Here is a 26998-nt window from a genome sequence, read left to right on the forward strand (position 1 = left end):
GGGGCTTTCGCGGGGCTGTTCAAGGGCGGGGCTGTTCAGCTGTTCGTTCGAGGGTTCCTCGGCAGGTCCCAGTCGCGGGCCACCGCCTCGGTGTCGGCGCCCGGCCGGGCGGGTCCGGTGCGGACGGCGGTGGGGGTCACGGAGAAGCGGGGCGCGGGGGCCGGCTGGGTGATGCCGCCGTGGTCGGTGAAGGTGGATCGGGCGGCGAGGTGCGGGTGGTACGGGGCCTCGCGGAGCGACAGGACGGGGGCCACGCAGGCGTCGGAGTCCGCGAAGACGGCCGTCCACTCCTCCCGGGTACGGGACCTGAACCGGGTGGCGATCGCCTCGCGCAGTTCGTCCCAGCGGGCCATGTCGTCGCGGGCCGGTGCCTGCTCGGGGATGCCGAGCAGCTCCATGAACTCGGCGTAGAACCGCTGCTCCAGGGCGCCGACCGCCATGTACCGGCCGTCGGCGGTCTCGTAGGTGCCGTAGAACGGGCAGCCGCCGTCGAGGAGGTTGGCTCCGCGCCGGTCCTGCCAGCCGCCGGCGGCGAGCATGCCGTGGATCATCGAGGAGAGGTGGGCGGCGCCGTCGACGATGGCGGCGTCGACGACCTGGCCGGTGCCGGTCGCGCGCGCGTGGTGCAGGGCGGCGAGGACGCCGACGACCAGGTAGAGGGAGCCGCCCGCGTAGTCGCCGACGAGGTTGGCGGGGACGGCCGGCGGCTCGTCGGGGGCGCCGATCATGCCGAGGGTGCCGGTCAGCGCGATGTACCCGATGTCGTGACCGGCACGCTGGGCGAGCGGGCCGTCCTGGCCCCAGCCGGTCATGCGGCCGTAGACGAGGCCCGGGTTGCGGGCGTGGCAGTGTCCGGGGCCGACGCCGAGCCGTTCGGCGACGCCGGGGCGGTAGCCCTCGATCAGCACGTCGGCGCGTTCGGCGAGGTCGAGGACCCGGGCCGGACCGTCCGGTGCCTTCAGGTCGACGACCACCGAACGCTTGTTGCGGTTGGTGACGTCGTGCGCCGGGTCGATCGCGAGTCCGGGGCCGCCGGGGCGGTCGACGCGGACGACGTCGGCGCCCAGGTCGGCCAGGAGCATGGCGGCGAAGGGCCCGGGCCCGATACCGGCCAGCTCGACCACTCGGACACCCGTGAGCGGGCCTCCACTCGGCGTGCGCCCCGCCGTCCTCGCCTCCGACATCGAGCCCCCAGCTCTGTGACACCACTGATGTAACACCAGTGATGCTAGAAACGTGTTCCACTGGGCACAAGACCGGAGCGAGCAAGCGCTTAGCCAATTATGGGGCAGGCTCCCCTCCGGACTCGCGGTTCTCACGCTAGCCTCGGCCACCGGCAACGGCGCGTGCTGCGGGCCCGGAGGTTGCCGCCGGGTGACGAAGGGATGTCATGACCAGGCTGAAAACGACGGACCGGCCGTACGACATCGTGCTCTTCGGAGCGACGGGGTTCGTCGGCGAACTCACCGCGGAGTACCTCGCCGCGCACGCGCCAGACGGGCTGCGCTGGGCGATCGCCGGCCGCAGCGAGGAGAAGCTGCGACGGCTGCGGGAGCGGCTGCCCGGCGCGGCGGACGTCGGCGTGCTGCGCGCGGACGTCTCCGATCCGGCCTCGCTGCGCGGACTCGCCGAGCAGGCGCGCGTGGTGGCCACGACGGTGGGACCGTACGTCCGGTACGGCGAAGCGCTGGTCGCCGCCTGCGCGGAGGCCGGGGCGGACTATCTCGACCTCACCGGTGAGCCCGAGTTCGTGGACCTGACGTACGTCCGGCATGACGCCCGCGCGCGGGAGACCGGCGCGCGGCTGGTGCACGCCTGTGGTTTCGACTCCGTGCCGCACGATCTCGGTGTGTACTTCACCGTGCGGCAGCTGCCTCAGGGCGTGCCGCTGGCCCTGGACGGTTTCGTGACCGCCGACGCCACCTTCTCGGGCGGTACCTTCGCCTCCGCGCTGGGTCAGTTCGCACGCGGCCGGCAGTTGCAGGCCGCCGCGCGGGAACGCCGGCGGCACGAGCCCCGGCTGGTGGGCCGCCGGGCGGCGACGCCGACGGGCGCGCCGCGGTTCGCCGGGGAGGTGGGGGCCTGGGCGCTGCCGCTGCCGACCATCGACGCGCAGATCGTGCGGCGCTCGGCGAAGGCACTGGACCGCTACGGCCCCGACTTCCGCTACCGCCACTACGCCGCCGTCCGGCATCTGCCCGTCGCGGTGGGCGGGGTGGCGGCCGTGGGCGCGCTCGTGGCGGCGGCTCAGGTACCGCCCGCGCGGCGCTGGTTGTCCGGCCGGCTCAAGCCGGGTGACGGGCCGAGCCCCGAGAAGCGGGCGAGGAGCTGGTTCTCGGTCCGCTTCGTGGGCGAAGGCGGCGGCCGGAAGGTGTACACCGAGGTCTCGGGCGGCGACCCGGGATACGACGAGACGGCGAAGATGCTCGCCGAGGCGGCGCTGTCCCTCGCCCTCGACGACCTGCCGCCGGTGGCCGGGCAGGTCACGACGGCCGTGGCGATGGGGGACGCGCTGATCGAGCGGCTGCGGACGGCGGGCATCCGCTTCCGGGTGGCCGCGGCCCGCTGACGGACCCGTCCCGGGGCCCGTCCGGCGGATCATGCCGCTGATGCGGGGGCCGGCACGCCCGTCCGGCGGATCATGCCGCGGACGCGGGGGCCGGCACGCCCATCCGGCGGATCATGCCCCGGACGCGGGGGCCGGCACGCCCGTCCGGCGGATCATGCCGCGGACGCGGGGGCCGGCACGCCCGTCCGGCGGATCATGCCCCGGACGCGGCGGCCGGCACGCCCATCCGCCGGACAGGCCCTACCCCGACCACCCGACGATCGTGTAGATCACCCCGCCGATCCAGGCGAGCCCCGCCCCCACGGCGAGCACCAGCCCCGCGACCACGGCCCGCTCGACGGGCCGGCCGGGGTGGTGGGCGGACTGCTTGGGTGCGCGGTGCGTCGTCATGCGGCCCAGCCTGTCGCGGCCGACGGCGGGGGCACATCCGTACGGATACTCAGGTGGCCGCTGAGCACCGGCCCGCGCCACGGCATCCGCCCGTCCACGCGGATGCCGCGCGGATTTGAGACTTCTCCCGCTGCCGCCCGCCGTCAGTCCAGCACCACCGGCGTTCGTGCACGGCAAAGTGCCAACAAGGAGTTCAATGAAACCCTTGAAGGCATGAAGTTCCTTCTCGAAGTGACCATGGACGAGGGCGCGCTCGCCGAGGACCCCGCGGGCGAGTTGCAGCGGATCCTGCGGTACTGGGGCGGCAACCTGAAGCACTACGCGCTCCGGCCCGGCGACGGTTCGGTGGTCTACGACTCGGCGTACCGGGAGGTGGGCCGCTGGAGCGTCGAGGGTCGGGCCGAGTAGGCGGTGGCCGCCCGTAGGGCCTCGCGGCACAGGGCGTCGGCCCTGCGGGTGGTCTCAGGCAGGCGGTAGTCGGGGGCCAGTGCCAGCGTGTGCGCGCAGGCGTTGTCGAGGCTCACGCGATGGCCGACGGAGACGAAGACCGGCTTGACGCCGTGGCGGGTACGGACGGCGCGTCCGACCTCCTCGGCGCCGGCGAGCAGCGGGGACGTACTGCCGCGGGGCGCGTCCGGGTCGTCGTGCGTGAAGGTGAACGGGTTCTTGGCCACGCCGATCGTGGGCAGGCCGGTGAGCACGCCGAGGTGGCTGGCGAGGCCGAAGCGGCGCGGGTGGGCCAGGCCGTAGCCGTCGCAGACGACCAGGCCGGGCGGGCAGGGCAGCGCGTCCAGGGCGGCGAGGACGGTCGGGATCTCGCGGAAGGCGAGCAGGCCGGGCACGTAGGGGAAGGAGATCCGGCCGACGGCGGTGGCCTCGGCGGCGACGGCGAGGGTCGCGGCGTCCAGTACGACGGCCGCAGCCGCGACTACGTCCCGTTCGTCGTCGTAGGCGACGTCCACGCCGGTCACCCGGCCCGTGCCGGGCGGCGGACCCGGCTCGTCGAGCACCACGCGTACCCGCAGTTCGTCCTGGACGGCGCGGGCTCGTTCCTCGGTCGCGGGCCAGCCGTCGGGGATCTGCACGGTCACGGTCGTCATGGTGGCCGCAAGCCTACGGGACCACCGGAGTAGGCTCGCGATCATGTTCGTACTGGAACTCTCCTACACCGCCCCGCTCGACGCCGTCGACGCGGTGCTGGAGGAGCACGTGGCGTGGCTGGACGAGCTGTACCGGCAGGGGGTGTTCCTGGCGTCCGGGCGCAAGGAACCCCGTGACGGCGGGGTGATCATCGCCGTCGCGGAGGACCGTGCGCGGATCGAGGAGATCACCGCGGGCGACCCCTTCGTCAGGGCCGGCGTGTGCGCGTACCGCGTCACCGAGTTCGTCGCCACGAAGACGGCGCCGGCGCTGGAGCGGTACCGCGAGACTCTCGGCCGATAGCCGTACGGCTCACTTGCCGAGCGCGCGCTTGAGGTCGCCCTTGTTCATGCTCGAACGGCCGCTGATGTCCCGGCGCTTGGCCTCCTGGTACAGCTGGTCGTAGGTGGGGCCCTGGGGGCCCTTCCGGTTCCCGGACCGCTGGCCGCCCCGCTTGCTCGGCGACTTGTCCTGCGTGGACGTACGGCTGGCGGTCTTGGACTCGCCGGACTGGGCGCGCTCCTTGTTCACCGTCCGGGCGGCGATCTCCTTGGCCCGGCCGGTGTTCTCGCCACGGTGCTCGGCGCTGTCCTTGACGTGCTCGTACTGCCGCTCCCGTTTGGAACTCGAACCGCGTGGCATGTCCGCTCACTTCCTCTCACGTTCAGCGAACGGATACCCACGTTACGGACGAACACCCCGCCCCGCGCGCCGTCAGCGCTCCAACCGGGCGACCCGTCCCCGCTCGCCGGCGGCCCAGCAGCCCAGGTCCGGGGTGCAGTCCACGGTGTCGTACGACCCCGTGTCGACGGTCCGCCAGGTGCGGCCGCCGTCCGTGGTGAGGTCCGTGCCGGTGGGGCCGACCGCGAGGGCGGCGGTGCGGCTATACGGGGGCCAGGCGACGCCGGAGCGGTAGGAGGACGGCGACCGGTCGGCGGACCGCCAGGTGGTGCCACCGTCGGTGGTCCGCGCCGCCGCCCGCGGAGAGGGCTGGTCGGGGCGGAAGTCGCCGCCGACGGCGAGGCCGTGGGCGCGGTCCCGGAAGGCCAGGGCGAAGACGCCCCGGGCCGGATCACCCGCCGGGACCGGGGCGTCGGAGGCCGTCCAGGTGAGCCCGCGGTCGGCGGAGTGCAGCACACGCGCGCGTGCCGCGCCGCCGGTGGCCAGCCACACGTCCTTCGGTCCGGACGCGACCAGGCACTGACCACTGGCCGCGAACCCGGCCTCGCCATCCTGCGCGTCCGGCATGCCCTGGCTCGGCAGCACCTTCCAGGAGCGCCCGCCGTCGCTGGTCGACAGGATGCGGAACTTCCCGTCCACCGGGTCGCTCATGGCGAGACCGTGGCGGCGGTCGAAGAAGGTGAGGCAGTCGTAAAAGGCCCGCGGGTCGGTGTTGCGGAAGGACTCGGTCCAGGTCGCCCCGCCGTCGTCGGTGCGGTAGACCCGGGACGCCTCGCCCTCGCCGATGGCCAGGACCACGGCCCGGCGGGCGTCGAATGCCTCGATGTCCCGGAACTGCAGCTCGTCGGCGCCCGGCGGCGAGACGTTCCGCCAGGTACCGCCGCCGTCGGTGGTGCGCAGGACGGTGCCCCGGGTGCCGGCCACCCAGGCGGTGTGCCGGCTGACGGCCGCGAGTCCCCGGAACCTGACGTCGGACGCCCCGGTCTCCTTCGTCTCCCAGTGCGGTCGCTGGTGTGCCTGCGCGGGAGCGGCCGCCGTCAGCGCGGCCAGCGCCGCCGCGCACACCGCCCCGGCGGTCACCGCCCGTCCCGTACGCCTGCCACCGGTTCGGGCGGACCGTGCCGTGCGTCGCGTGCTCCCCAAGCGCCTCATGGCGGGCGAAACCAGCCCCAATGCCGTGTAGACAGGTGGTTGGAGTGGGTGTCAAGGGCCGGGTGCGCTGAGGATGCCGATGCTGATGGTGGCCTTGTAGCTGGTCCGGTCGATGGCTCCTTCGGCGTTGCACTTGGAGATCGCGCGTTTCACGACGCGGGGTCGGGTGCGGATGCGTCGGTCGGGCATGAGGTCGGCCAGGATGCGGAGGCCGATGGCACCGACGAGGTCGATGACGGTGTCGGCGATGACGCCCGTAGCTTGGACGACCAGGTCGCGGGCGGTGTTCAGGGCGATGGTGAAGCTGGCCCGGTCCGGGTCGATCTCGGGGCGGGTGCCGGTGGCGTCGGTCATGGCCAGACGCAGGATCTGATAGGTGACCAACAGCGTGTAGACCTCCTGCGTGATGCCGTCCGGAGTGCGGGCGCGCAGGACGCGGCCGCACAGGATCGTGGACTTGATCTCCAGGTACGCGGTCTCGACCTCCCACCGCTGGTGATACAGGGTGATCAGTTCGGCGGCGGGATGGGTCCGGTGGTCGGTCAGAGTGGTCACGAGCCGGTAGAGACCGGTGCGGCGGCCCGCAGCCGTGCTCGGTACCGGCCAGGCGGGCCAGTGCGCCGGACGCCTGCGGGCCGGGCTGCGCGGCGCGCAGCACCTCCCAGTGGTCGGCGTGGCTCTGGCCCAGGAAGACGCTCGTCCGGGTGCCGGAGAGTGCGGCCGGAAGGAGACCGGCGTCCTCCAAGGCCTCCCAGGCGACGGTGAGTGCCAGTCGCTGCTGGGGGTCCGTCGCCGGTACGTCCTCGCGGCGGACCCCGAAGAAGTCGGCGTCGAACGCGTCGAGGTCCTGGAGTCCTTCGAGGAAACCTCCCCGTGTCTGCGCATCCCCGGCGCGCTCCTTCGCGAGCGCGGTCGTGGCGTCGCCCCCGCGCTCCTCGGGCAGCGCCGTCGTGGCGTCGATGCCGCCGGTCAGCAGGTCCCACAGTTCCTCGGGGCCCCTTGCTCCCGGAAGCCTGCATCCGATGCCCACCACGGCGATCGGCATCACCGATCTGTGACGGGCCCTACCGTCCCCGTCCCGGATGTCTGCCACTTGTCTCCCCCCTTCTTCTGCATGCGTGCGGTGCGTACGTCGGGAAGCCGTCCTCCCTCGAGCGGCTCCCCGACGGCCCGTCAGCCGGCTGCCTTGGTCCAGTGGTCCCAGGGCTGCGCCTTGACCCACTCGACGGCCGGGGTGAGCTTGACGCCCAGCTCCCGCTCCGTCTGCGCCGGGTCGGCGGCCAGCAGACCCGGGGCCTCGCCGGTGCTCACGTGGTGGTAGATCCCGGCGACGCCCGCGGCGGCCGACGCACCCACGACGTGCGCGAGCCCGTCCTCGAACTGCTGGACGTTCAGCGGCAGGTAGCTCACGTTCCGGCCCAGCCCCTCGGCGAACACCCGGGCCAGCTCGGGTCCGGTGAACACGTCCGCGCCGCCGACGTCCAGCACCCGGCCCACCACCGCGTCGTTCTCCAGGGCTGCGGCCACGATCTGCGCGAGGTCGTCGTGCGAGATCCAGGCGACCCGCTGGTCGGCGGGGAGCGGGTAGGCGAGCACGCCGTCGTTGACGAGGGCGGGCCCGTTCCACGGGCTGAAGAGGTTGTCGAGGTAGACCGGCGGACGCACGATCACCGTCGGCACGCCACTGGCCGAGATGACGCCCTCGGCGGCCCGCCGGGTCTCGAAGGCGGCGTACCGGGTCGTCTCCTGGGGCAGCGCGGTGTTCGTGTTGAACACGAGGCGCTGCACACCGACGGCGCGGGCCGCGTCGGCGACGTTGCGCGCGTAGGAGAGCACGGTGTCCGTGTCGTACTCCAGCGGAATCGTCACCACGGCGTGGGTGACGCCGTCGAAGGCCTTGAGGACCTCCTCGGCGTTCCCCAGGTCGGCGCCCACCAGGGTCACTCCCGCGGGCACGGGATGGTCGGCCTTCGCGGGATTGAGGACCAGTCCGCGCACCTCGAATCCCCGGGAGGCGAGGTGCCGGGCGATAGCCCCGCCCTGGAAGCCGGTGGCTCCGGTCACCAGGTAGCGCCGGGCGGTGTTGTCGGTCATGCGGTTTTCCCTTTCGGTTACACGAGTGCTCGGTGGCACGGGTGGTCTCAGTGGGTGGCCGGTGCGGTGTCCGCACGGGTGCTGCCGGTCTCCGCGGGAGGTGCGGGGGTACGGAGCCGGGCCGCGACCAGTACCGCGATCACGGCGATCACCGCACCGGCGAGGAACGCCGTGCCGATGCCTTCGGTGAGGGCTGCGGCGCTCTCCTTCCCGGCCGCGCCTGTGCGGGCGGCCGCGATCCCGGAGAGGGCCGCGAGGCCGATCACGGAGCCGAACTGCAGGCTGGTGTTGACCAGTCCCGAGGCGAGCCCGGACTCCTCGTCGCCGGTGCCCGCGGTGGCGGCCACCTGGGTGGTGATGGATGCCAGCGGCAGCGCGACACCCAGCACCAGGCTGGGCAGGAGCACCTCGCTGACGAACGAGCCGTCCGCCGAGAGCCGCGACATCCACGCCATGCCGACGGCGATCAGCACGAACCCGGCGCACATCACGGTGCGCAGCCCGAACCGGCCGATCAGCCGGTCCGCGGAGCCCGCGACCAGGACCACGGTGATGGACAGCGGCAGCAGTCCGAGGCCGCCGCCCACCGCGTCGTACCCCAGGACGTTCTGGAGATAGAGGCTCACCAGGAAGAACATCGGGAACAGCGACATCTGCCACATCGCGGCCAGGATGTTCGCCGAGCGCAGCGTGCGGCGCTTGAAGACGTCCAGCGGCACCAGGGGTGCTGCCGCCCTGCGCTCGATCATGACGAAGGCGGTCAGCAGCAGCACGGCCCCGGCGGCCGTGCCGAGGGTCTGCGGTGCGTTCCAGCCGGCTTCCCCTGCGCTGACGACGGCGTAGGCGAGCAGCGCGAGCCCCGTGGTGACCGTCACCGCGCCGGGCAGGTCGATGCCGCGCCCGTCGCGTTCGGCGCGTCCCTCGGGCAGCAGCCTGAACGCCGGGACCATCAAGACCAGTCCGGCGACGACGTTCATGGCGAAGGTGGACTCCCAGCCGAACCAGCTGGTCAGCACGCCGCCCAGGACGGTGCCCGCCGCGCCTCCGGCGCCGGCCATCGCCGCGAAGACGCCGAGTGCCCGGTGCCGTCCCGGCCCGTCCTCGAACAGCATCAGCAGCAGGGCCAGTGCGGAGGCCGCCGACATCGCCGCTCCCACGCCCTGCAGCGTGCGCGCCGCGATGAGCAGGGCGGTGCTGTTGGCGAAGGTGCCGAAGAGGGAGGCGAGGATCAGGACCGCGAGGCCCGACACGAACACCCTGCGCCGCCCGAGGAGGTCGGCCGCCCGCCCGCTGAGCAGCAGCAGCCCGCCGAAGGAGACCAGGTAGGCGTTGGCCACCCAGGACAGGGCCGCCGGTGAGATGTCGAGCTCCCGGCCCATGGAGGGGGCCGCGACGTTGATCACCGAGGTGTCCAGGATCAGTACGAACTGGGTGCCCGCGAGCAGTGCGAGCGCCCAGCCGCCCTTAGCGGCCGCCATGGAAACCCGCCCCGGTCCCCGGGCCCTCGCCCAGCTCGTACCCGTCGAGGCAGGACTGGGTGAACGCCTCCAGGAGGTCCGGGCGGCCGTCCCGGAGGATGCCGGGCAGGTAGACGTGCGGGGCGCCGTGGTAGAAGCGCTCGTACTGCTCGTGGCGGCTGGCGAACTCCGAACCGAGCGCGTCCCAGGCGAGCTTGAGGAGCTTGATCCGCTGCTCGGCAGGGGTGCCGGGCGAGCGGACGTACTTGGCGACGAGGCGGCCCAGTTCCGGGTGGTTGAGGTCGTAGCCGGAGGCCGGGAGCTGGATCAGGCCGCCGCCGGCCAGCATCTTCAGCTCGGCGAGGACCTTGGGGTAGAGGTCGCCGGCCATGGCCCGGTGCGCGGAGGCGATCTCCCGGCTGATGTGGACGGGGCCGCCCGCCCCGCCGATCCGTTCGTACTCGGTCTCGGCCGCGAGCACCATCGACTTGGCGATGTTGCGCCAGCCGATCAGCCGGCCGAGCTGCATCTGGACCGGCGGCAGGTGGTAGGTGTTGTTCGACTTGGTCAGCAGGATCGCGAGCCCGGTGAGGAATTCCAGCTTGGTCCAGTAGCGGACGGACGCCTGGTGGACGAAGTTGGTGTACGCGGGGGTGCCCCACCACATCTGGAAGGTGGCGTCCACGTTGCGGTAGGTGAGGACGTTCTCCCACGGCACGAACACGTCGTCGCACACCAACAGCGCGTCGTTCTCGTCGAAGCGCGAGGAGAGCGGGTTGTCGAACACGCTGCGCGCCCCGGCCTCGTAGGAGGTGCGGGAGATGAACTTCAGGCCCGGGGTGTCGATGGGCACGGAGAAGCACAGGGCGTAGTCGACGTCCTGCGGGGCGAGCGGTTCGATGGTGCCGACGATGATCTCGTCGCCGAAGACCGCCGCGGTGCCGATCATCTTGGCGCCGCGCACCACGATGCCGTCGTCGCGCTCCTTGACGACGCGCACGTACAGGTCGTCCTCCTCCTGCTCGGAGGCGGACTTCGTGCGGTCGATCTGCGGGTTGGTGATGGTGAACGCCTGGTACAGGCTGCCCTCCGTCATCCGCCGGTGGTAGGCGGCCAGGTTGTCCCGGCCGTCGAACTCGGCGCCCGCGAACACCTCGGGGGCGGACACGAACCCGGCGATGCCGGTGGCCATGTAGTCGGGCGAGCGGCCGAGGAAGCCGTAGCTGGCCTCGGACCAGGTCTTGAACGCCGCACGGCGCTCCACCAGTTCCAAGTGGGTGCGCGGCACGTGGTAGGCGCGCAGGTTCCGCTGTTCGGTGCCCTCCGGCTGCACAGTGAGCACGTCGCGGGCCGGTCCGTCGGCGGCGAGGTCGTAGAGGTCCGCGATGGAGCGGGCGGTGTTGCGGAACGCGGGGTGCTCGGTGATGTCCTTGACCAGCTCTCCGTCGAGCCAGACGGCACGGCCGTCACGCAAGGAGGCGAGGTAGTCCTGGCCGGTGCGGGGCATTTCTCTCCTGAATTACGGTGGGTGAGGGTGGTGCGGGTGCAGGAAGAAGCTGCGGGTGCCTGCGGGTGCGGGCCGGGTCAGCGGGCCGCCCCGGCGGAGACCGGACACGCAGGGCCCTCCGGGCTCCCGTACGGGGAGGGGAAGTTGGCCGAGTCCGGGTCGGTGCCGGCAGCCGTCGCGTAGGCGTGCGCGATCGCCGCCAGTTCGCGGTGCGGCAGCACGTCGTCGGCGTCGCCGGTGCCGGTGAATCCCTCGGGCGCCCGCGCGCAGGCGAGGTCGATGACGACTTCCGGGCCCTTCGCCCGGTTCATCAGCTGCAGCCGGTTCATGGCGGGCCGCCGCTCGCGGTCGTACTCGCGCAGTGCGTGCACCGGGTCCGCGTGCGGGGACAGCGCGTGGGCCAGGGCGCGGGCGTCGACCACCGCCTGGGTGGTGGCGTTGGAGCCCATGGGCGCCATGGCGTGGGCGGCGTCCCCGAGCAGGGTGACCGGGCCGAAGGACCAGCGCGGCAAGGGGTCGCGGTCCATCATGGGGAACTCCTGCGCGGGTTCCGCGCCGCCCAGGACGTCGCGCAGTACGAGGTCCTCGCAGCGCCAGTCGGCGAACCGGGGCAGGAACCTGTCGCGGACCTCGGCGGGCCGGCCGTCGAGGTCGCCCGTGTACGAGGCCGCCCAGTTGACCGGTACGTCGCCCGAGGCGTCGGGGAGGTCGGCGAGCGGGTAGACGACGACCTTCCAGCGGCCGTCGCCCATCACGACCATGGACCGCCCGCCCATGAACGGGCGGCCGCGGGTCACACCGCGCCACACCACCACGCCCTGGGAGCGGGGCGCTCCCTCCTGCGGGTAGAGGGTGCCGCGCACTGCGGAGCGGATGCCGTCCGCGCCGACCAGGACGTCGGTCTCGACGGTGCTCGCCGTGCCGCCCCGGGCACGGTGGCCCAGGTCCACTTGGACGCGACCGGAGTCGGCCACAGTGAACCCGGTGAGCCGCGCGTCGGTGCGGACGGCGTCGGGTCCCAGCCGTTCGGCGACCCGGTCGGCGAGGAGCTCCTGCAAGGAGCCGCGGGACATGGCCAGTTGGGGCCAGCGGTGTCCGGCCCCGTGGCCGCGCCGCTCACTCCACACGGTCTGACCATGGTGGTTGAAGTAGCCGAGCTGCTCCAACGGGACGGACCGGCACAGCAGTTCCCCGTACAGACCGAGCGCCGCGAGTTCGCGCACGGCGTTCGGCAGGAGGTTGATTCCGGCTCCCAACGGGCGGATCTCCGGCGCGGCCTCGACCACGCGTACGACCTCACACCCTGCGGCATGCAGGCTCAGCGCAGCGGTCAGCCCGCCGATGCCGGCCCCCGCGATCAGGAGGTTCATCTCCCGTTCCCCCATGGCTCATTCACGTGGGACGCCCCCCGTTGGCCAGTCCCCTCTCCCTCTAGAGTTCTCGGGCCGAGAGGTAAGATCAATTAACCGGAGACTCAAACCGTTTAAGGATTGTCCATGCCGCAGGTCGACGTTCTCAGTGAGCTGCTCAAACCCTTACGGCTGGCTGACACCTACTACAGCAAGTGGCTGGCCGGCGGGAGTTGGGGAATCGTCGGAGAGGAGGACAGTCACGCGATCCTCCATTACATGGTGCGCAACGGGTGTTACATATCCTTCGGCGACGAAGAGCCGATACGGCTGCACGAGGGCGACCTCGCGGTGTTTCCGCACGGGTCGGCCCATTCCTTCGCCTCCGATCCCCGGCGTGCGACGACTCCGCTGCATTCCGTCCTTCCGGACCTCTCCCCCGGGGGTTCCGCCTCCGTCACCGTCGGAAGTGCCGCACCGGACACCGAAATACTCTGCGCCAGCCTGCATTACGACCCCGTGACGGAACCCGCGCTGTATCGGGCGCTGCCCCGCATCATCGTGCTGCGCCGGGACCTGCTCCGCGACGAGCCGCTGCTGCACTACACGCTCGAATGCCTGACCCGGGAAAGCACCCGGATGGCGCCGGGCGCCCAGTTGGTCTCGCTGCGCGCCTTCGAAATGGTCTTCGTCCTGGCGCTGCGTACGGCGATGGAGCGGCTGGCCGAGGCGTCTCCCGTGCTCACGGCGCTGCGCCACGAGGGGGTCAGCCGGGCGCTGACGGCCATCTACGCCTCGTACGCCAGTCCCTGGACGGTCGAATCCCTGGCCAGGGAGGCGGGAATGTCGCGTGCCGTATTCTCCCGGGTGTTCCGCGACCTCGTCGGTGAACCGCCGGCCCGACACCTGCTGTTCCGCAGGCTCCAGGAGGCCCGCAGGTTGCTGGCCGATCCGTCGATTCCGCAGCAGGAAATCCACCGGATCATCGGGTACGGGAGCCATGTGGGGTTCCATCTGGCGTTCCGCAAGGAGTTCGGCATGACACCCGGGGAGTACCGTGCGCAGCGACTCGCCCAGGCGTCGCCCGGAACTATTCCGCAGACGAACGTTAACCAGAACCAGACAGTTCAGCATTGAACCCCTCCATCGGGTCGGCCAAGAGTTGAAGGACGGCCCGACGAGTGGAGAAGTTCACCATGCCTGGACAGTTTGACGGAACACAAGGAGTATTTTCCGGGGAGCACAGCCCCGGAGAAGTCCTGCGGTCCGCGGAAATCCTGAACAGGGAACGGGGAAACGAGAATTTCGGCCCGCTGTCATTGACCCACGGATTCACCCCCGGACCTGGCCCGCTGGCCGCCCTCCCCTCCTCCCACGCGGCGTGGGACGAACTCGCACGCGACCTGCCCGAGCTGTACGCGAGCCTCGAACTGCGCCGCCGACTGGAGCGGGCGGAGCCGTTCGATGTGTCCGAGTCGGCGCTCCCGGACCGCTACCTCCAGCGTGCGGCGACCGTCCTCGGCATCCTCGTGCACGCCTATCACCGGGTCTCCCCCCGGCACGACACCCCGACCCCGGACGCGATCCTCGTACCGTGGCACGAGGTGTGCGCCCGGCTGGGCAGGGAGACCCCCTTCTTGTCCTATCTGGACCTCATCGTCTGCAACTGGCGGTTCCGGGACCCGGCAGGCACGGGGCCGCGCACGGTGGAGAACCTGCGGCTCCTGGTCCCGACCGTGGGAACCGACGAGGAGCAGTTCTTCTATCTGACCCAGTTGGAAATGCTGCACCGGGGCAGCCCGCTGGTGGGCTCCTCGATACGCGCGTGCGCGGCCGTGGAGTTCGATGACGCCCCTTCCCTGGCGACGGAAATGACCGCGATGGCGGACTGCGTCGCGGACATCACCCGATACGGCCTGCCGAAGATCGACCCGCGCGCGGCTCGCGCATTCCACGTCGACCCTGTTGTTTGGGCCAAAACCGTGGCCCCGCTCGCCGTACCGCTGGTCGAGCACGGACTCGGGCCGAGCGGTACCGCCTCCCCCATGTTCCATCTGCTGGATTCGGTGATCGGCCGGGCCGGTTACCGCTCCTTCATCGGCAACGAGGCGTCCCGCCTGCGCGAGAACTTCCCCGTTGCCTGGCGGTCCTTCATCCATTCCGTGGATTTCCGTTCCCTGCCCGATTACGTCGCGACCGGCGGCCACCCCGAACTCGAAGCCGCGCTGGCGGGCCTCAAGAAGGCGTATTCCGGAGAGGGCGGCCTGCTCGCCCGGCACCGGCTCAAGGTGTCCGGCTATCTGAACACCTCCTACCGGGTGGGCCGGGACGTGACGATATCCGGATTCCCGGCGGCGGTCCGGGTCGGAAACGAACTGGCCGCGTCCCGCGCGGAGCGCCATTCCGACGCCGGCACGGAAGAAGAGTCACCCCTTCCCGCCACCCAGCCCGCACCCGCACCCGCACCCGCACCCGCACCCGAGCAACAAATCATCTTCCCCTCCGAACTCCTCCGGCACGACCACCGCGCCTCCCGCCAATGGATCTGCTTCGAAAACCAGGTGTACGACGTCACCGAATTCCTGCGCCGGCACCCGGGCGGGGCGACCCCTCTGGTGAATTATCTGGGCACCGACGTCACCGAAATATTCGAGCACATCGGTCACGACCGGGACGACGGCGTGACGGCATTCATGCGCAGAATGCGGATCGGCGTCGCCAGGCGCCCCGCATTCCTCCTCACGGAAGAGACCCATTCCACTCCCCTGGCCTCCGCATACGAAACCTGGCTCGGCTGGGCAGCGGAACTGACCCAGCGCTCGAACGCCTTGGCCGCCGACCTCTCGATCCGTGACGCCCGCACGAGCGCGGCGACCGAACGGGGTGAATTGACGCGCTACACCCTGCAGTTCGCGGTGGAGGTGCACGAGAGGTTCGTGGCCCGCACCCGTCTCGACATCGCGACGACGATCACCGAGGAACTCCGCAGGGGGATCGAAAGCTCCGCCCTTCCGCTGTACCGGGCGGACCACCTTTCCTCGGCCGTCACGCGGCTCTACGACGCCCTGGAATCGGCGGACGAGCTGCAATTGAAGATCCTGGAAGAGGAATGGCGCGAAGTGACAGAACGCGATCTCACCTTTCTGCGTTCCGTGAAATCAATTCTCGTCCACGGCCTCCACGACATGGAAACCCGGGGCGCGAACACGCGGGACGACCTCCCGCAGCTGCTCGGCCACCGTATCGACGCGCTCCACGAGGCCACCGCTTCGTACCATCGAGCACACAAAGACGCGTGACACCCAGCCACCGAAGGAACCCGCATGCACGACACCCGGCAGACCATCCGCAAGATCCTCCTGGAGTCCGGGGACACCTGGGCCGTGGTCTGCCGCTCCTCGAACCGCTCGCGCGCCGCGTAGGGCGTGGCCGAGACCCTCCAGCGCTTCGGCAAGCGCATCGTGCCGGTGCACCCGAAGGCGGAGACCGCCACGGCGAGCAGGGCAACGCCTCGCTGGCCAGGTCGCCGACGAGGCGATCACGATCGGTGCGAAGGCCGTGTGGTTCCAGCTCAGTGTGATCGATGAGGCCGCCTTCGAGCGGGCCCGGGCGGCGGGCCTAGACACGGGATGGACCGCTGCCCGGCGATGAACTCAATCCCCTACGACAGCGCGATCTCGGCGCCTACCGCCAACGGCGGTCTTCGCCGACATCGCCGAACGGAGAACGTCCCGAGAAGCTGAGCAGAACTTGAAAACGCCAGCCCTCAGCTGGGCGAAAAGCCGAGAGCAGATTTCCATGACTCTGTTGGTGATCTTGCCCGGGCCAGGTGGGGGCGGCGCAGAGGACGCGGAAGTGCCTGGGCGCCCGCCGGGGGGCGGTTGGGGTCGGAGATCCAGTCGGCGATGCGGGTGACGTCGCAGGCCAGCGCGGTCAGAACGTGTTGGAGTGCGTCTTGGGCAGGCCTCGGTAGCGGGTGCGGCGCAGGCCGCAGGTGCGGACGTTCTGGGAGAGGGTGGCTTCGATGATGGCGCGGATCGCGTAGCGCCGCTGCCAGTCCTTGGTGTGCTGGCATTGAAGCTAGCCCACCGTCCCGGCGCCGTCCAGAGGACCGTGTGCGCCGCGCGCGTGCGGGCACGAGTGCCACAAGTGCCTTACGGGGCGCACGAGGAGAGGCGCGTCACTCCCGCGCATGAACGCGGTGACAGAGGTCACTCGGTCATCGTGTGCACGGATTGGCTGATTCCGTCGTCTCTTCCAGTGCCCGGCCCGCATCACTCCGGAAGCCCGTCCAGCCGTCACGAGGGAGCAAGGCGTTGTCCACCGTCATCGAGCAGCCCGTCGAGGCGCGTCTTGTCGCCGCCGCGCCGCGTATGCCGAGCATTCCCGCAACGCTGCACTACGACCGCAGCGATCCGTTCGCCGTCCGGATGACCTTCCCGGCTCCGGCCACTCTCGAGGGCGTGGAGGTCTGTTGGACCTTCTCCCGCGAGCTGCTCATCGCCGGGATGCGGGAGCCGGAAGGCCACGGCGACGTACGGGTGCGCCCGTACGGATACGACCGAACCGTCCTGGAGTTCCACGCGCCCGAGGGCACCGCCGTGATCCACGTCCGCTCGGGCGAGCTGCGCCGGTTCCTTCAGGCCAGCGGCGAGCTGGTGCCCGTCGGCCTGGAACATCTCCAACTGGACCTGGACCACGACTTGGCGGAGCTGATGCGGGGGACCTGCTGACGACGCCCTGACGCTCCCGCGCGGCGCGGTGGACCAGGGCCTGCGCCGCCGGTTCGGCGACCGGCGGTGCGCCGGGTCCGGCCGGCCTGTCTCAGCCGCCCGCCGACGCCACGGCCCGCGCCGTCTCCGCGCTCACCGCTCCCCACACCTCGCCCACGATCTCCCGCAGCCCGGGGGCCGCCGCCCCGCCGCGCTCGGTCAGCTCCGCGATCCTGCCCTCCCGGCGCACGTCGGTCCCGGCCGGCCCGAGGCCGCGCAGCTCCGCGGCGGCCGCCAGTACGGCCGTGGCCGCGTTCCGCTCCGAGACCTCCCCGGCCGACACCGGGCCCTCCAGGACGTACCGCGTCTCCTCCCGGAGCGCCCGCGCCGCCGCGCCCCGCGCCAGGACGTACTCCACGGACGGGAACACACCGAGGACGCGCTTCTTCTCGGCGCGCAGGTGCCCCTCGGCCACCAGCTGCTCCCGGACGGCGTCGAAGGTGAGCCGCGCATGCAGCCTGACCCACGTGCGCCACCGGTGCGGCATCGACTCGCGGACGAGGTCAAGCAGCCCGTCGAGGACGGCGTCCCCGGTGCGGGAGTCCAGGTCGACGGGGGTGGCGATGCCCTCGTCGTCGACGAGCAGGCCGCGCTGGGCCAGTTCGGTGAGCGCGCCGGCGCGCACCAGATGGTGGTGCCGGGCGGTGTCGGTGGCCCCGGGGCGCGCCGGGTCCCAGGCCAGCAGACAGAGCCGGGCCGGCAGTGAGAGCGAGCCGTCGGGCACGGGGCCTCCTTGGGGCCGTGGGACCGGATTCACGGTAAGGCGTTGACAGCCCGGCCGGTCTCTCGTACGGTGTACAGCGCTTCTGTTGCCGCCGATTGGAGAAGGACGTTGCTCGTCTGAGGTCCTGAGACACCGCGTCACACCTGTCCGGTGTGTGCGCCGCGTGCGACCTCGGCGTTCGAGCCGTCCCTTGCGGAGCAGGGCTTTTTTCATGCCCGAGCACTCCCCGGGGCTCCTCCTTCCCTCGTCCGACGGCGGTCGCCGCCTCCTGTGTCTCGATACGCGTTTGCCCCTGACGGCTTCAAGCAACCGCGGAGACCCTGTATGTCTACTTCCATCACTTGTACGTCCCTCTCGTTCGCCTGGCCCGACGGCACGCCCGTCTTCGAGGGACTCGACACCGCCTTCGGCCCCGGCAGGACCGGGCTCGTCGGTGTCAACGGGTCGGGCAAGTCCACCCTGTTGAAACTGATCGCCGGGCAGCTCACCCCGGCCGACGGCACGGTCCGCGTGGCCGGCGAGGTCGGTTACCTGCCGCAGAACGTCACGCTCGACACCGCGCTGCGGGTCGACGAGGCGCTCGGCATCGCCGCGCGGCGAGCCGCGCTGCACGCCATCGAGGCGGGCGACGTGGCCGAGGAGCACTTCGAGACCGTCGGCGACGACTGGGACGTCGAGGAGCACGCCCTCGCCACGCTCGGCGAACTCGGCCTCGGTCACGTCGGGCTCGACCGCACCGTCGGCGAGGTCTCGGGCGGCGAGTCGGTGCTGCTGCGGCTGGCCGCACTGCTGCTGCGCCGGCCCGACGTCCTGCTCCTGGACGAGCCCACCAACAACCTCGACCTGTACGCACGCAAGCGGCTGTACTCGGCCGTCGCCTCCTGGCCGGGGGTGATGGTCGTGGTCAGCCACGACCGCGAGCTGCTGGACCTCGTCGACCAGATCGCCGACCTGCGCTCCGGCGAGATCACCTGGTACGGCGGGAACTTCTCGGCGTACGAGGAGGTCCTGGCCGTCGAACAGGAGGCGGCCGAGCGGATGGTGCGCGTCGCCGAGTCCGATCTGCGCAAGCAGAAGCGCGAACTGGCCGACGCCCAGGTCAAGCTGGCCCGTCGCAAGCGGTACGGCCAGAAGATGTACGAGCAGAAGCGTGAGCCGAAGATCGTCATGGGGGCTCGCAAGCGCGCGGCGCAGGAGTCCGCGGGCAAGCACCGCATCATGCACGAGGAGAAGCTCGCCGAGGCCAGGGAGCGGCTCGACGACGCGGTGGAGGCCGTGCGGGACGACGACGAGATCCGCGTCGACCTGCCGTACACGGCCGTACCGCCGGGGCGCTCGGTGCTGACGCTCCGGGACCTGGAAATGGTCTACGGCGCACGCGTGGAGGGCGGTTTCGATCTGCACGGCCCCGAGCGGATCGCGCTGATCGGGCGCAACGGCGCGGGCAAGACCACGCTGCTGCGCACGATCGCCGGGGAGCTGGAGCCGGTGGCGGGCGAGGCGACGGCGCACGTCCCGCTGCGGTTCCTGCCGCAGCGCCTGGACGTCCTCGACGGCGGGCTGAGCGTCGCCGAGAACGTGGCCCGGTTCGCGCCGGGCGCCACCAACAACCGGATCCGGGCGCGGCTGGCGCGCTTCCTGTTCCGGGGCGCCCGGGCCGACCAGCAGGCGGCGACCCTGTCCGGCGGCGAACGCTTCCGGGCGGCGCTGGCCGCGCTGATGCTGGCCGATCCCGCGCCGCAACTGCTGATGCTGGACGAGCCGACGAACAACCTGGACATGGCGAGCGTGCGGCAGCTCACCGGCGCCCTGGAGTCGTACGAGGGGGCGCTGGTCGTGGCCAGTCACGACCTGCCGTTCCTGGAGTCGATCGGCATCACCCGCTGGCTGCTGATGGAGGAGGGAGAACTGAGGGAAATCACGCCAGAAGCTGTCGGGTATCCCGCCTAGCGTTCCCGGCATGAGCGAGTTCATCAGCATCACCGGAGCCAGGGAGAACAACCTCCAGGACGTCACGCTCCGCATCCCGAAGGGCCGGCTGACCGTGTTCACCGGCGTTTCGGGGTCGGGGAAGTCGTCGGTCGTGTTCGACACGATCGCGGTCGAGTCGCGGCGCCAGCTGAACGAGACGTTCACCTGGTTCGTGCGCAACCGGCTGCCCAAGTACGAGCGGCCGCACGCGGACGCCCTGGAGGACCTCTCCCCCGCGATCGTCGTCGACCAGCGTCCGGTCGGCGGCCACTCGCGGTCCACGGTCGGCACGATGACCGACATCCACTCGGTGCTGCGGGTCCTGTTCTCCCGGCACGGCACGCCCAGTGCCGGGGCGGCGACGGCGTACTCCTTCAACGACCCGTCGGGCATGTGCCCCGGCTGCGACGGCCTGGGCCGCAAGGTGCAGCCCGGCTGGGACCGCGTCCTGGACCCCGCCAAGTCGCTGGCCGGCGGGGCGGTCCGCTTCCCGCCGTTCGCGGCGGGGACCTGGCAGGGGCAGGCGTACACCAACACCGACGAGCTGGACCCGGACAAGCCGGTCGGCGACTTCACGGACGCCGAGCGCGCGTTCCTGATGCGCGGGCGGCCCGGCAGCAAGGTCACCGTCAACGGCACGGGCGGCACCTGGACCACCGAGTACGAGGGTCTCGCCGACCGCTTCGAGCGGCTGTACCTCAAGCGGGACCTGTCGGCGATGAGCGAGAAGACCCGGGAGCTGGTGCGGCGGTTCCTGGTCGAGGGCGACTGCCCCGAGTGCGGCGGCGCCCGGCTGAACGCGGCGGCGCTCGCGACCCGGATCGACGGGCACTCCATCGCCGACTGCTCGGCCATGCAGGTCACCGACCTGATCGCCGTACTGAGGCGGATCGACGATCCGGTGGCCCGGCCGGTCGCCGGTGCCGCGGTCACCGCGCTGGAGCGCGTCGAGGCGATCGGCCTCGGCTATCTCAGCCTCGACCGGGAGACCGCCACCCTGTCCGGCGGCGAGGGACAGCGGCTGAAGACCGTGCGGCACCTCGGGTCCAGTCTGACCGGGATGACGTACATCTTCGACGAGCCCAGCGTCGGGCTGCACCCGCGCGATGTCGGACGCCTCGGCGACCTGCTGCTGCGGCTGCGCGACAAGGGCAACACCGTGCTGGTCGTCGAGCACGACCCGGACGTCATCGCGCTGGCGGACCACGTCGTCGACATGGGCCCGCGGGCCGGCGCGGACGGCGGCCGGGTGGTGTTCGAGGGGACGCCGGACGAGCTGGCCGGGGCGGACACGCTCACCGGACGGTTCCTCGGACGCCGTACGGCGGTGAAGGAGGACCCGCGGACGGCGGCCGGGGAGCTGTGGGTGAAGGGCGCCGGCCGGCACAACCTGCGGGACGTGACGGTGGCCTTCCCGACCGGGGTGCTGACCGCGGTCACCGGGGTCGCCGGGTCGGGCAAGAGCACGCTGGTCGCGGAGCTGATCGCCGCCCACCCGGACGCGGTGGTCGTCGACCAGTCCTCGATCGGCGTCTCGGCGCGGTCGACCCCGGCGACGTACCTCGGGATCATGGACACGGTGCGGAAGATCTTCGCGCGGGAGACGGGCGCGGAGCCCGGGTTCTTCAGTTTCAACTCGGCGGGAGCGTGCGCCACCTGCGAGGGGCGCGGGATCATCCACACCGACCTCGCGTTCATGGACCCCGTGACGACGACCTGCGCCGACTGCGACGGCCGCCGCTTCCGCGACGAGGTGCTGCGGCTGACGATCGACGGCCACTCCATCGCCGACGTGCTGGCGATGACCGCCGACCAGGCACTGGGCTTCTTCGCCGACACGGGCGTACGGCGGCGGCTGTGCGCCCTGCGCGACGTCGGGCTGACCTACCTGACGCTCGGGCAGCCGCTGTCCACGCTGTCCGGCGGCGAGCGGCAGCGGATCAAGCTGGCCACCCGGCTGCATCGCACGGGCGCGGTGTACGTCCTGGACGAACCGACCACCGGACTGCACATGTCGGACGTCGAGGGCCTGCTCGCCCTGCTGGACCGGCTGGTCGGCACCGGCAACACGGTCGTGGTCGTCGAGCACAACCTGGACGTGGTGGCGCACGCCGACTGGGTGATCGACCTCGGTCCGGACGGAGGCCGGGACGGCGGCCGGGTGATCTTCGAAGGCACCCCGCGCGCGCTGCTCAGGGCCCGCGGCTCCAGCACCGCGGAGCATCTCAGGAGGGCCACGAGCGGCTGACGGGGGTTCCGTCCGCACGCGTCCCCGCTGCATGATGGCGAGTCGGCGCCGCGCCACGGGTGCCGGACCGCCAGCGCCGATACGGAGACCCCTCGTGCCCAGCAAGAAGGCCCTCGTCCGCCGCCCCAGCCCGCGACTGGCGGAAGGGCTGGTGACCCATGTCGAGCGGGAGAAGGTCGACCACGGCCTCGCGGTCGAGCAGTGGGACGCGTACACCGAGGCCCTGCGCGCGCACGGCTGGGAGACGCTGGAGGTGGACCCGGCCGACGACTGCCCCGACTCCGTCTTCGTCGAGGACACGGTCGTCATGTACCGCAACGTCGCCCTCATCACCCGGCCGGGCGCCGAGTCGCGGCGCGCGGAGACCGCCGGAGTCGAGGAGGCCGTGGCCCGCCTCGGCTGCTCGGTCAACTGGGTGTGGGAGCCCGGGACCCTGGACGGCGGCGACATCCTGAAGGTCGGCGACACGATCTACGTCGGGCGCGGCGGGCGCACCAACGCGGCCGGCGTCCAGCAGCTCCGGGCCGCCTTCGAGCCGCTGGGCGCCCGGGTCGTCGCCGTACCCGTGAGCAAGGTGCTGCACCTCAAGTCGGCGGTCACCGCGCTTCCCGACGGGACGGTGATCGGGCACATCCCGATGACGGACGTGCCGTCGCTGTTCCCCCGGTTCCTTCCGGTGCCGGAGGAGTCCGGCGCGCACGTGGTGCTGCTCGGCGGCGGCAAGCTGCTGATGGCGGCGAGCGCGCCGAAGACGGCGGAACTGCTCGCCGACCTCGGTCACGAGCCGGTGCTCGTCGACATCGGCGAGTTCGAGAAACTCGAGGGCTGTGTGACGTGCCTCTCGGTCCGGCTGCGGGAACTGTACGGCTGAGCCGGCCCGAACGTCACCCGTCCGGCTCCGGACCTGCGAGTCTCAGAGGCTTCACCCACCCCGGTGGACGGCAGCTGATCAGGGGCCTTTACAGTGCGTTTAACCTACGGTCTCGTAACCTACGGTTTCGTAGCCTACGATCCCGTAGGTTCCCCGGCACCGCTCGCCGGTCGCTTTCCGCTCTGTCGTACGTCCCCTGGAGTTCTCCGTGACGATCGTCTCCCCGCACCTCGGCAGTTCCGCCGAATGGACCGACGCCCGGCTGCTGTACGCGCTGGAGGAAGTGGTCGAGACCGAACTCAACCGGCACCTGAAGGTCACCAAGGACTGGATGCCGCACGAGTACGTGCCCTGGAGCGACGGCCGCAACTTCCCCGGGTTCTTCGAGGACGGCGAGGCCTGGGAGAAGGGCCAGTCCAAGGTCACCGAGATCGGCCGGATCGCCCTCGTGGTGAACCTCCTGACGGAGGACAACCTCCCCAGCTACCACCACGAGATCGCGTCCCTCTTCGGCCGGGACGGCGCCTGGGGCACCTGGGTGCACCGCTGGACCGCGGAGGAGGGCCGGCACGGCATCGTGATGCGCGACTACCTGCTCGCCTCGCGCGCGGTCGACCCGGACAAGCTGGAGCAGTTCCGCATGGCCCACATGAGCGAGGGCTTCGAGTCGGACAACCGGCACTCGATGCTGCACTCGGTGGCCTACGTCTCCTTCCAGGAGCTGGCCACCCGCATCTCGCACCGCAACACGGGCCACCAGTCCGGCGACCCGGTCTGCGACCGCATGCTGGCCCGCATCGCGACCGACGAGAATCTGCACATGGTCTTCTACCGCAACCTGCTCAAGGCGGCCTTCGAGCTGGCGCCCGACCTGACGATGCAGGCGGTGCGGGACGTGGTCGTGAACTTCCGGATGCCCGGTCACGGCATGCCCGGCTTCGAGCGGGCCGCCGCGCAGATGGCGATCGGCGAGGTCTACAACCTGCGCATCCACCACGACGACGTGATCCAGCCCGTGCTGCGCTTCCTGAAGGTCATGGAGATCGACGGCCTCGGCCCCGAGGGGCAGGCGGCCCAGGAGGAGCTGGGGCTGTACATGGGCGGGCTGGACGCCGAGGCGTCCAAGTTCGACGAGAAGCTGGCGGCGCGCAAGGCGCGGATGGCCGCCCGGGCCGCGGGCTGACCGCACCGGCTTCTCCCGTACCTGCCGTACCTCCCGTACCTCCCGGCCGTGCGAGGCGGCAGGCCGGGCTCAGTACGTGGTGCGCCGCAGGGCCAGCCGTTCCTTCTCCGACAGACCGCCCCAGACGCCGAAGCGCTCGTCGTTGCTCAGCGCGTACTCCAGGCAGGCCGAGCGGATCGGGCACAGGGCGCAGATCCGCTTGGCGTCCCGTACGGAACTGCCGGGCTCGGGGAAGAAGAAGTCTCCCCCGGTCTGTGCGCACAACGCCTCCTCCTGCCAGGCGAGGTCGGGCGTCGTGATCATCTCGATGTGCATGGACAGCAGCGTGCCGGGCGGTGAAAAACGTTCGATCAACGCGGGATCAACGCCGCGCGGGCGGACCCGTGGCCGACCCGATGGTCCTCCGCTCCGTGCGGGGACGCACGGCGGCGCGCGGAAGCGGTTGTCAGTGGTGGGTGGAAGACTCGGCAGAGCAGGCAACGGGACCCTTCCGAGGAGGGCGATGATGCTCACCACCCGATTCGTCACCGGCGCGCCGAACTGGATCGACGTCGGCACGCCCGACATCGACGGCGCCGCTTCCTTCTACGGTGGCCTCTTCGGCTGGCGCTTCCGGTCGGCCGGGCCCGAGGCCGACGGCTACGGCTTCTTCGAGCTGGACGGCCGGATCGTGGCCGGCGGTATGCGGACGACGCCGGAGCAGGGCCCGCCGTCCTGGACGGTGTACTTCCAGACCCCGGACGCGGAGGCCGCCGCCAAGGCCTCCGAGCAGGCGCGCGGCGGGGTGCTCATGCGGCCGATGGACGTGATGGACCAGGGCACCATGGCGATCCTCGCCGATCGCGCCGGGGTGTCGTTCGGTGTCTGGCAGCCGGAGCGGCTGGGCGGCCTGGGCGTGGCCGGCGAGACCGGTGCGCTGTGCTGGGTCGAGCTGTACACGGCGGACATCGCGGCCGCCGCCGCGTACTACCGGGCGGTGCTGGGGCTGGAGACCTCGGCCGTCTCCTTCCCCGGCTCCACCTACACCTGCGTCAATCCGGCGGGCGAGGGCGAGGAGAGCATGTTCGGCGGCGTCGTTCCGCTCGCCGACGACCCTCTGGAGACGGACGGCCACTGGCTGCCGTACCTCGCGGTCGACGACACGGACGCCGCGGTCGCGCGGACCCTGGAGCTGGGCGGCACGGTGCGGATACCCGCGACGGACATCGAGGGCGCCGGACGCCTCGCCCGACTCGCCGACCCGTACGGCGCCCGGTTCGCGGTGCTCAGGCCGATGCCGCGGGAGGGGTAGGGCTGCTCGGAGGGCCGGGTCGCGGGCCTTGGGCGGTGCCTGGCCCGGCGGACGGGGCCATGGGCAGGCCGTGCGGACGGGGCCATGGGCAGGCCGTGGAGGGCGCATGACCGGCCCGATCAAGTCGCGGACCATGGACGGCGTCTACCCGGCGGACCGGGTCGCGGCCCACCGACGGCGGCGACCGGCGTATCGAGTCACGGCCCACCCACGGCGCCCGACCGACGTATCGGTCGCGGGCCCTGGACAGCGTCTGTCCGGTCGGTCGGGTCGCGGCCCATCGACGGCGCCGGCCGGCGCAGGTGAGCGGCGTCCGAGGCGGCCCGCCGCGAGGTGGAGCAGGCAGTGGTGGCGGCCGCTGGCGCGCCGGGCGACGCGAGAGGTCCGGCGAGCAGACGGGCGTGGTCGGAGGCGGAGTGCCTGCGTCCACGTCAGGAGCCGCCGGACCTGCCCGGGGCGCCCCCGCCCGGCCGTGGCCCCGCTCCGTCTCAGGTGGTCGCGCGGCGGACCAGGGTCGTCGGCAGGACGACGCCGGACGGCGTGTCCGGCTCGGTCGCCGCGTCCGTCGCGGAGTTCGCCGTCCCGGCGCCGCGGTCCAGGCCGCGCAGCAGCAGGCGGGCCATCAGCCGGCCCATCTCCTCGATGTCCTGGCGGACCGTGGTCAGCGGCGGGTCGGTCTGCTCCGCGACCGGCAGCATGTCGTCGAAGCCGACCACGGCCACGTCGTCCGGCACCCGCCGCCCGCGCTCGCGCAGCACCCGCAGGGCGCCCGCCGCGGTGAGGTCGTTGGCCGCGAACACGGCGTCCAGGTCCGGGCACCGGTCGAGCAGCTCCCGCATCGCCCGTTCCCCGCCCCCCGGCGTGAAGTCGCCGCTCGCGATCAGCCCCGGGGCGGCGTCGGCCCGGACGTCGCGGAAGCCGGCGAGCCGGTCGGCCGCGGACGTCTGGTCGAGCGGGCCGGTGATGTGCGCGATGCGGGTGCGGCCGAGACCCGCCAGGTGGCGGACGGCGTCGCGGGCGCCGCCGCGGTTGTCGCTGTCCACGTAGACCACGTCGTCCCGGCCGTCGTCCCAGCCGGGGCGCCCGCCGAACACGGTCGGCACGCCGGCGCTGCGGACGAGGCCGGGCAGCGGGTCGTCGAGGTGCAGGGAGAAGACGAGCGCACCGTCGACGTGGCCGCCGGCCAGGTAGCGCCCGACGCGGGCATGGTCCTCGCGGCCCTCCGTGAGCAGCAGCACGAGCTGGTTGTCGTGGGCCGTCAGTTCCTTGCTGATGCCGCGGAGTTGCTGGGCGAAGTAGGGGTCGGCGAAGATCCGGGTCTCCGGTTCGGCGGCGACGACGGCGACCGCGTCGTGGCGCCGCGTCACCAGGCTGCGGGCGGCCTGGTTGGGCACGTAACCGAGTTCCTCCACCGCACGCCGGACCCGCTCGGCCAGCGCGTCCCGCACCCCGTGCGCCCCGTTCACCACCCGGGACACGGTGGCCCGCGAGACCCCGGCGCGTTCGGCCACGGCCTCCAGCGTGGGGCGCGGCGCGGTCTCGGTCACGGGCACTCCTCCTCGGCGGCTGCGGCTCAGGATAGCGGCAGGCCATCAGCCA

General features: G+C 71.8%; 23 protein-coding genes and 4 pseudogenes. 12 read left to right on the top strand and 15 right to left on the bottom strand.

Annotated elements, in window-relative coordinates:
• Positions 1-35 precede the first annotated feature (35 nt).
• On the bottom strand, positions 36-1184 hold the full coding sequence (locus tag ACFCZF_RS11330; RefSeq protein WP_376671453.1) for a CaiB/BaiF CoA transferase family protein: 1149 nt from the start codon (positions 1182-1184) through the stop codon (positions 36-38).
• Between the two features lie 206 nt (positions 1185-1390).
• On the opposite strand from ACFCZF_RS11330, the gene ACFCZF_RS11335 reads away from it, so the two are divergent.
• Positions 1391-2569: a saccharopine dehydrogenase family protein gene (locus ACFCZF_RS11335; RefSeq protein WP_376671454.1), complete on the top strand. Its 1179-nt coding sequence runs from the start codon at positions 1391-1393 to the stop codon at positions 2567-2569.
• A gap of 240 nt (positions 2570-2809) precedes the next feature.
• Here the strand turns inward: ACFCZF_RS11335 and mmpA are convergent, their stop codons facing one another.
• Positions 2810-2959, bottom strand: a complete 150-nt coding sequence (gene mmpA, locus ACFCZF_RS11340) for a morphogenic membrane protein MmpA (RefSeq protein ID WP_376671455.1) — start codon at positions 2957-2959, stop codon at positions 2810-2812.
• Positions 2960-3172: 213 nt separating this feature from the next.
• Between mmpA and ACFCZF_RS11345 the strand changes: the two genes are divergently transcribed.
• Positions 3173-3367 carry a hypothetical protein gene (locus ACFCZF_RS11345; RefSeq protein ID WP_375906766.1) on the top strand — a complete coding sequence of 65 codons (195 nt, stop codon included), beginning with the start codon at positions 3173-3175 and terminating at the stop codon, positions 3365-3367.
• On the opposite strand, the gene ACFCZF_RS11350 is transcribed toward ACFCZF_RS11345, so the two are convergent.
• A complete protein-coding gene (locus ACFCZF_RS11350) occupies positions 3310-4059 on the bottom strand; it encodes an endonuclease V (RefSeq protein WP_376671456.1) in 750 nt (249 codons plus the stop codon). The two genes, ACFCZF_RS11345 and ACFCZF_RS11350, sit on opposite strands and share 58 nt — an antisense overlap.
• Before the next feature lie 43 nt (positions 4060-4102).
• Between ACFCZF_RS11350 and ACFCZF_RS11355 the strand changes: the two genes are divergently transcribed.
• On the top strand, positions 4103-4402 hold the full coding sequence (locus ACFCZF_RS11355; protein ID WP_376671457.1) for a YciI family protein: 300 nt from the start codon (positions 4103-4105) through the stop codon (positions 4400-4402).
• 9 nt (positions 4403-4411) lie between these two features.
• Here ACFCZF_RS11355 and ACFCZF_RS11360 read toward each other — a convergent pair whose 3' ends face one another.
• The 8 genes and pseudogenes from ACFCZF_RS11360 to ACFCZF_RS11395 all read right to left on the bottom strand — a co-directional run bounded on the left by ACFCZF_RS11360 (position 4412) and on the right by ACFCZF_RS11395 (position 12375).
• On the bottom strand, positions 4412-4741 hold the full coding sequence (locus ACFCZF_RS11360; protein ID WP_376671458.1) for a plasmid stabilization protein: 330 nt from the start codon (positions 4739-4741) through the stop codon (positions 4412-4414).
• A 72-nt stretch (positions 4742-4813) separates the two neighbouring features.
• Positions 4814-5860 (bottom strand): WD40/YVTN/BNR-like repeat-containing protein, encoded by a 1047-nt coding sequence (locus ACFCZF_RS11365; RefSeq protein ID WP_376671459.1) that lies wholly within the window; start codon positions 5858-5860, stop codon positions 4814-4816.
• 123 nt (positions 5861-5983) lie between these two features.
• A pseudogene (locus ACFCZF_RS11370) lies at positions 5984-6625 on the bottom strand (transposase); the annotation flags it as partial.
• Positions 6603-6977, bottom strand: a pseudogene (locus tag ACFCZF_RS11375) (beta-ketoacyl synthase N-terminal-like domain-containing protein); the annotation flags it as partial. The pseudogenes ACFCZF_RS11370 and ACFCZF_RS11375, both read right to left, overlap by 23 nt.
• 128 nt (positions 6978-7105) lie before the next feature.
• Entirely contained in the window at positions 7106-8026 is a 921-nt protein-coding gene (locus ACFCZF_RS11380; protein ID WP_376671460.1) for an SDR family oxidoreductase, read from the bottom strand.
• Positions 8027-8073: 47 nt separating this feature from the next.
• Entirely contained in the window at positions 8074-9504 is a 1431-nt protein-coding gene (locus tag ACFCZF_RS11385) for an MFS transporter (RefSeq protein ID WP_376671461.1), read from the bottom strand.
• Entirely contained in the window at positions 9491-10990 is a 1500-nt protein-coding gene (locus ACFCZF_RS11390; RefSeq protein ID WP_376671462.1) for a 4-hydroxyphenylacetate 3-hydroxylase family protein, read from the bottom strand. Before ACFCZF_RS11390 ends, ACFCZF_RS11385 begins: the two co-directional genes overlap by 14 nt.
• Positions 10991-11067: 77 nt before the next feature.
• Positions 11068-12375 (bottom strand): FAD-dependent monooxygenase, encoded by a 1308-nt coding sequence (locus ACFCZF_RS11395; protein ID WP_376671463.1) that lies wholly within the window; start codon positions 12373-12375, stop codon positions 11068-11070.
• Positions 12376-12486: 111 nt separating this feature from the next.
• Between ACFCZF_RS11395 and ACFCZF_RS11400 the strand changes: the two genes are divergently transcribed.
• From ACFCZF_RS11400 to ACFCZF_RS11410, 3 genes and pseudogenes are all read left to right on the top strand, one after another.
• Positions 12487-13476: an AraC family transcriptional regulator gene (locus ACFCZF_RS11400; protein WP_376671464.1), complete on the top strand. Its 990-nt coding sequence runs from the start codon at positions 12487-12489 to the stop codon at positions 13474-13476.
• A gap of 44 nt (positions 13477-13520) precedes the next feature.
• The gene (locus ACFCZF_RS11405; RefSeq protein WP_376671465.1) at positions 13521-15638 is read left to right on the top strand and encodes a cytochrome b5 domain-containing protein; all 2118 of its coding nucleotides are present in this window, start codon (positions 13521-13523) and stop codon (positions 15636-15638) included.
• A 24-nt stretch (positions 15639-15662) separates the two neighbouring features.
• Positions 15663-16082 (top strand): annotated as a pseudogene (locus ACFCZF_RS11410) (CoA-binding protein).
• A 190-nt stretch (positions 16083-16272) separates the two neighbouring features.
• Here ACFCZF_RS11410 and ACFCZF_RS11415 read toward each other — a convergent pair.
• Positions 16273-16398 (bottom strand): annotated as a pseudogene (locus ACFCZF_RS11415) (hypothetical protein); the annotation flags it as partial.
• Positions 16399-16655: 257 nt separating this feature from the next.
• On the opposite strand from ACFCZF_RS11415, the gene ACFCZF_RS11420 reads away from it, so the two are divergent.
• Positions 16656-17072: an SsgA family sporulation/cell division regulator gene (locus ACFCZF_RS11420; protein ID WP_376671466.1), complete on the top strand. Its 417-nt coding sequence runs from the start codon at positions 16656-16658 to the stop codon at positions 17070-17072.
• A gap of 91 nt (positions 17073-17163) precedes the next feature.
• Here ACFCZF_RS11420 and ACFCZF_RS11425 read toward each other — a convergent pair whose 3' ends face one another.
• Positions 17164-17835, bottom strand: coding sequence for a GPP34 family phosphoprotein (locus ACFCZF_RS11425; RefSeq protein WP_376671467.1), 672 nt, complete (start codon positions 17833-17835; stop codon positions 17164-17166).
• Positions 17836-18159: 324 nt separating this feature from the next.
• Between ACFCZF_RS11425 and ACFCZF_RS11430 the strand changes: the two genes are divergently transcribed.
• The 4 genes from ACFCZF_RS11430 to ACFCZF_RS11445 all read left to right on the top strand — a co-directional run bounded on the left by ACFCZF_RS11430 (position 18160) and on the right by ACFCZF_RS11445 (position 24108).
• Positions 18160-19785 (top strand): ABC-F family ATP-binding cassette domain-containing protein, encoded by a 1626-nt coding sequence (locus tag ACFCZF_RS11430; RefSeq protein WP_376671468.1) that lies wholly within the window; start codon positions 18160-18162, stop codon positions 19783-19785.
• Between the two features lie 10 nt (positions 19786-19795).
• Positions 19796-22054, top strand: coding sequence for an ATP-binding cassette domain-containing protein (locus tag ACFCZF_RS11435; protein ID WP_376671469.1), 2259 nt, complete (start codon positions 19796-19798; stop codon positions 22052-22054).
• Positions 22055-22148: 94 nt separating this feature from the next.
• Positions 22149-22925 carry a dimethylargininase gene (gene ddaH, locus ACFCZF_RS11440; protein ID WP_376671470.1) on the top strand — a complete coding sequence of 259 codons (777 nt, stop codon included), beginning with the start codon at positions 22149-22151 and terminating at the stop codon, positions 22923-22925.
• A gap of 208 nt (positions 22926-23133) precedes the next feature.
• The gene (locus tag ACFCZF_RS11445) at positions 23134-24108 is read left to right on the top strand and encodes an acyl-ACP desaturase (RefSeq protein WP_375906793.1); all 975 of its coding nucleotides are present in this window, start codon (positions 23134-23136) and stop codon (positions 24106-24108) included.
• 69 nt (positions 24109-24177) lie between these two features.
• On the opposite strand, the gene ACFCZF_RS11450 is transcribed toward ACFCZF_RS11445, so the two are convergent.
• Entirely contained in the window at positions 24178-24423 is a 246-nt protein-coding gene (locus ACFCZF_RS11450; protein ID WP_375906796.1) for a WhiB family transcriptional regulator, read from the bottom strand.
• A 190-nt stretch (positions 24424-24613) separates the two neighbouring features.
• On the opposite strand from ACFCZF_RS11450, the gene ACFCZF_RS11455 reads away from it, so the two are divergent.
• A complete protein-coding gene (locus ACFCZF_RS11455) occupies positions 24614-25399 on the top strand; it encodes a VOC family protein (RefSeq protein WP_376671471.1) in 786 nt (261 codons plus the stop codon).
• Positions 25400-25887: 488 nt separating this feature from the next.
• Here the strand turns inward: ACFCZF_RS11455 and ACFCZF_RS11460 are convergent, their stop codons facing one another.
• A complete protein-coding gene (locus ACFCZF_RS11460; protein ID WP_376671472.1) occupies positions 25888-26946 on the bottom strand; it encodes a LacI family DNA-binding transcriptional regulator in 1059 nt (352 codons plus the stop codon).
• Positions 26947-26998: the final 52 nt, after the last annotated feature.

It is taken from the genome of Streptomyces sp. NPDC056296, assembly GCF_042268605.1.
GTDB lineage: Bacteria > Actinomycetota > Actinomycetes > Streptomycetales > Streptomycetaceae > Streptomyces.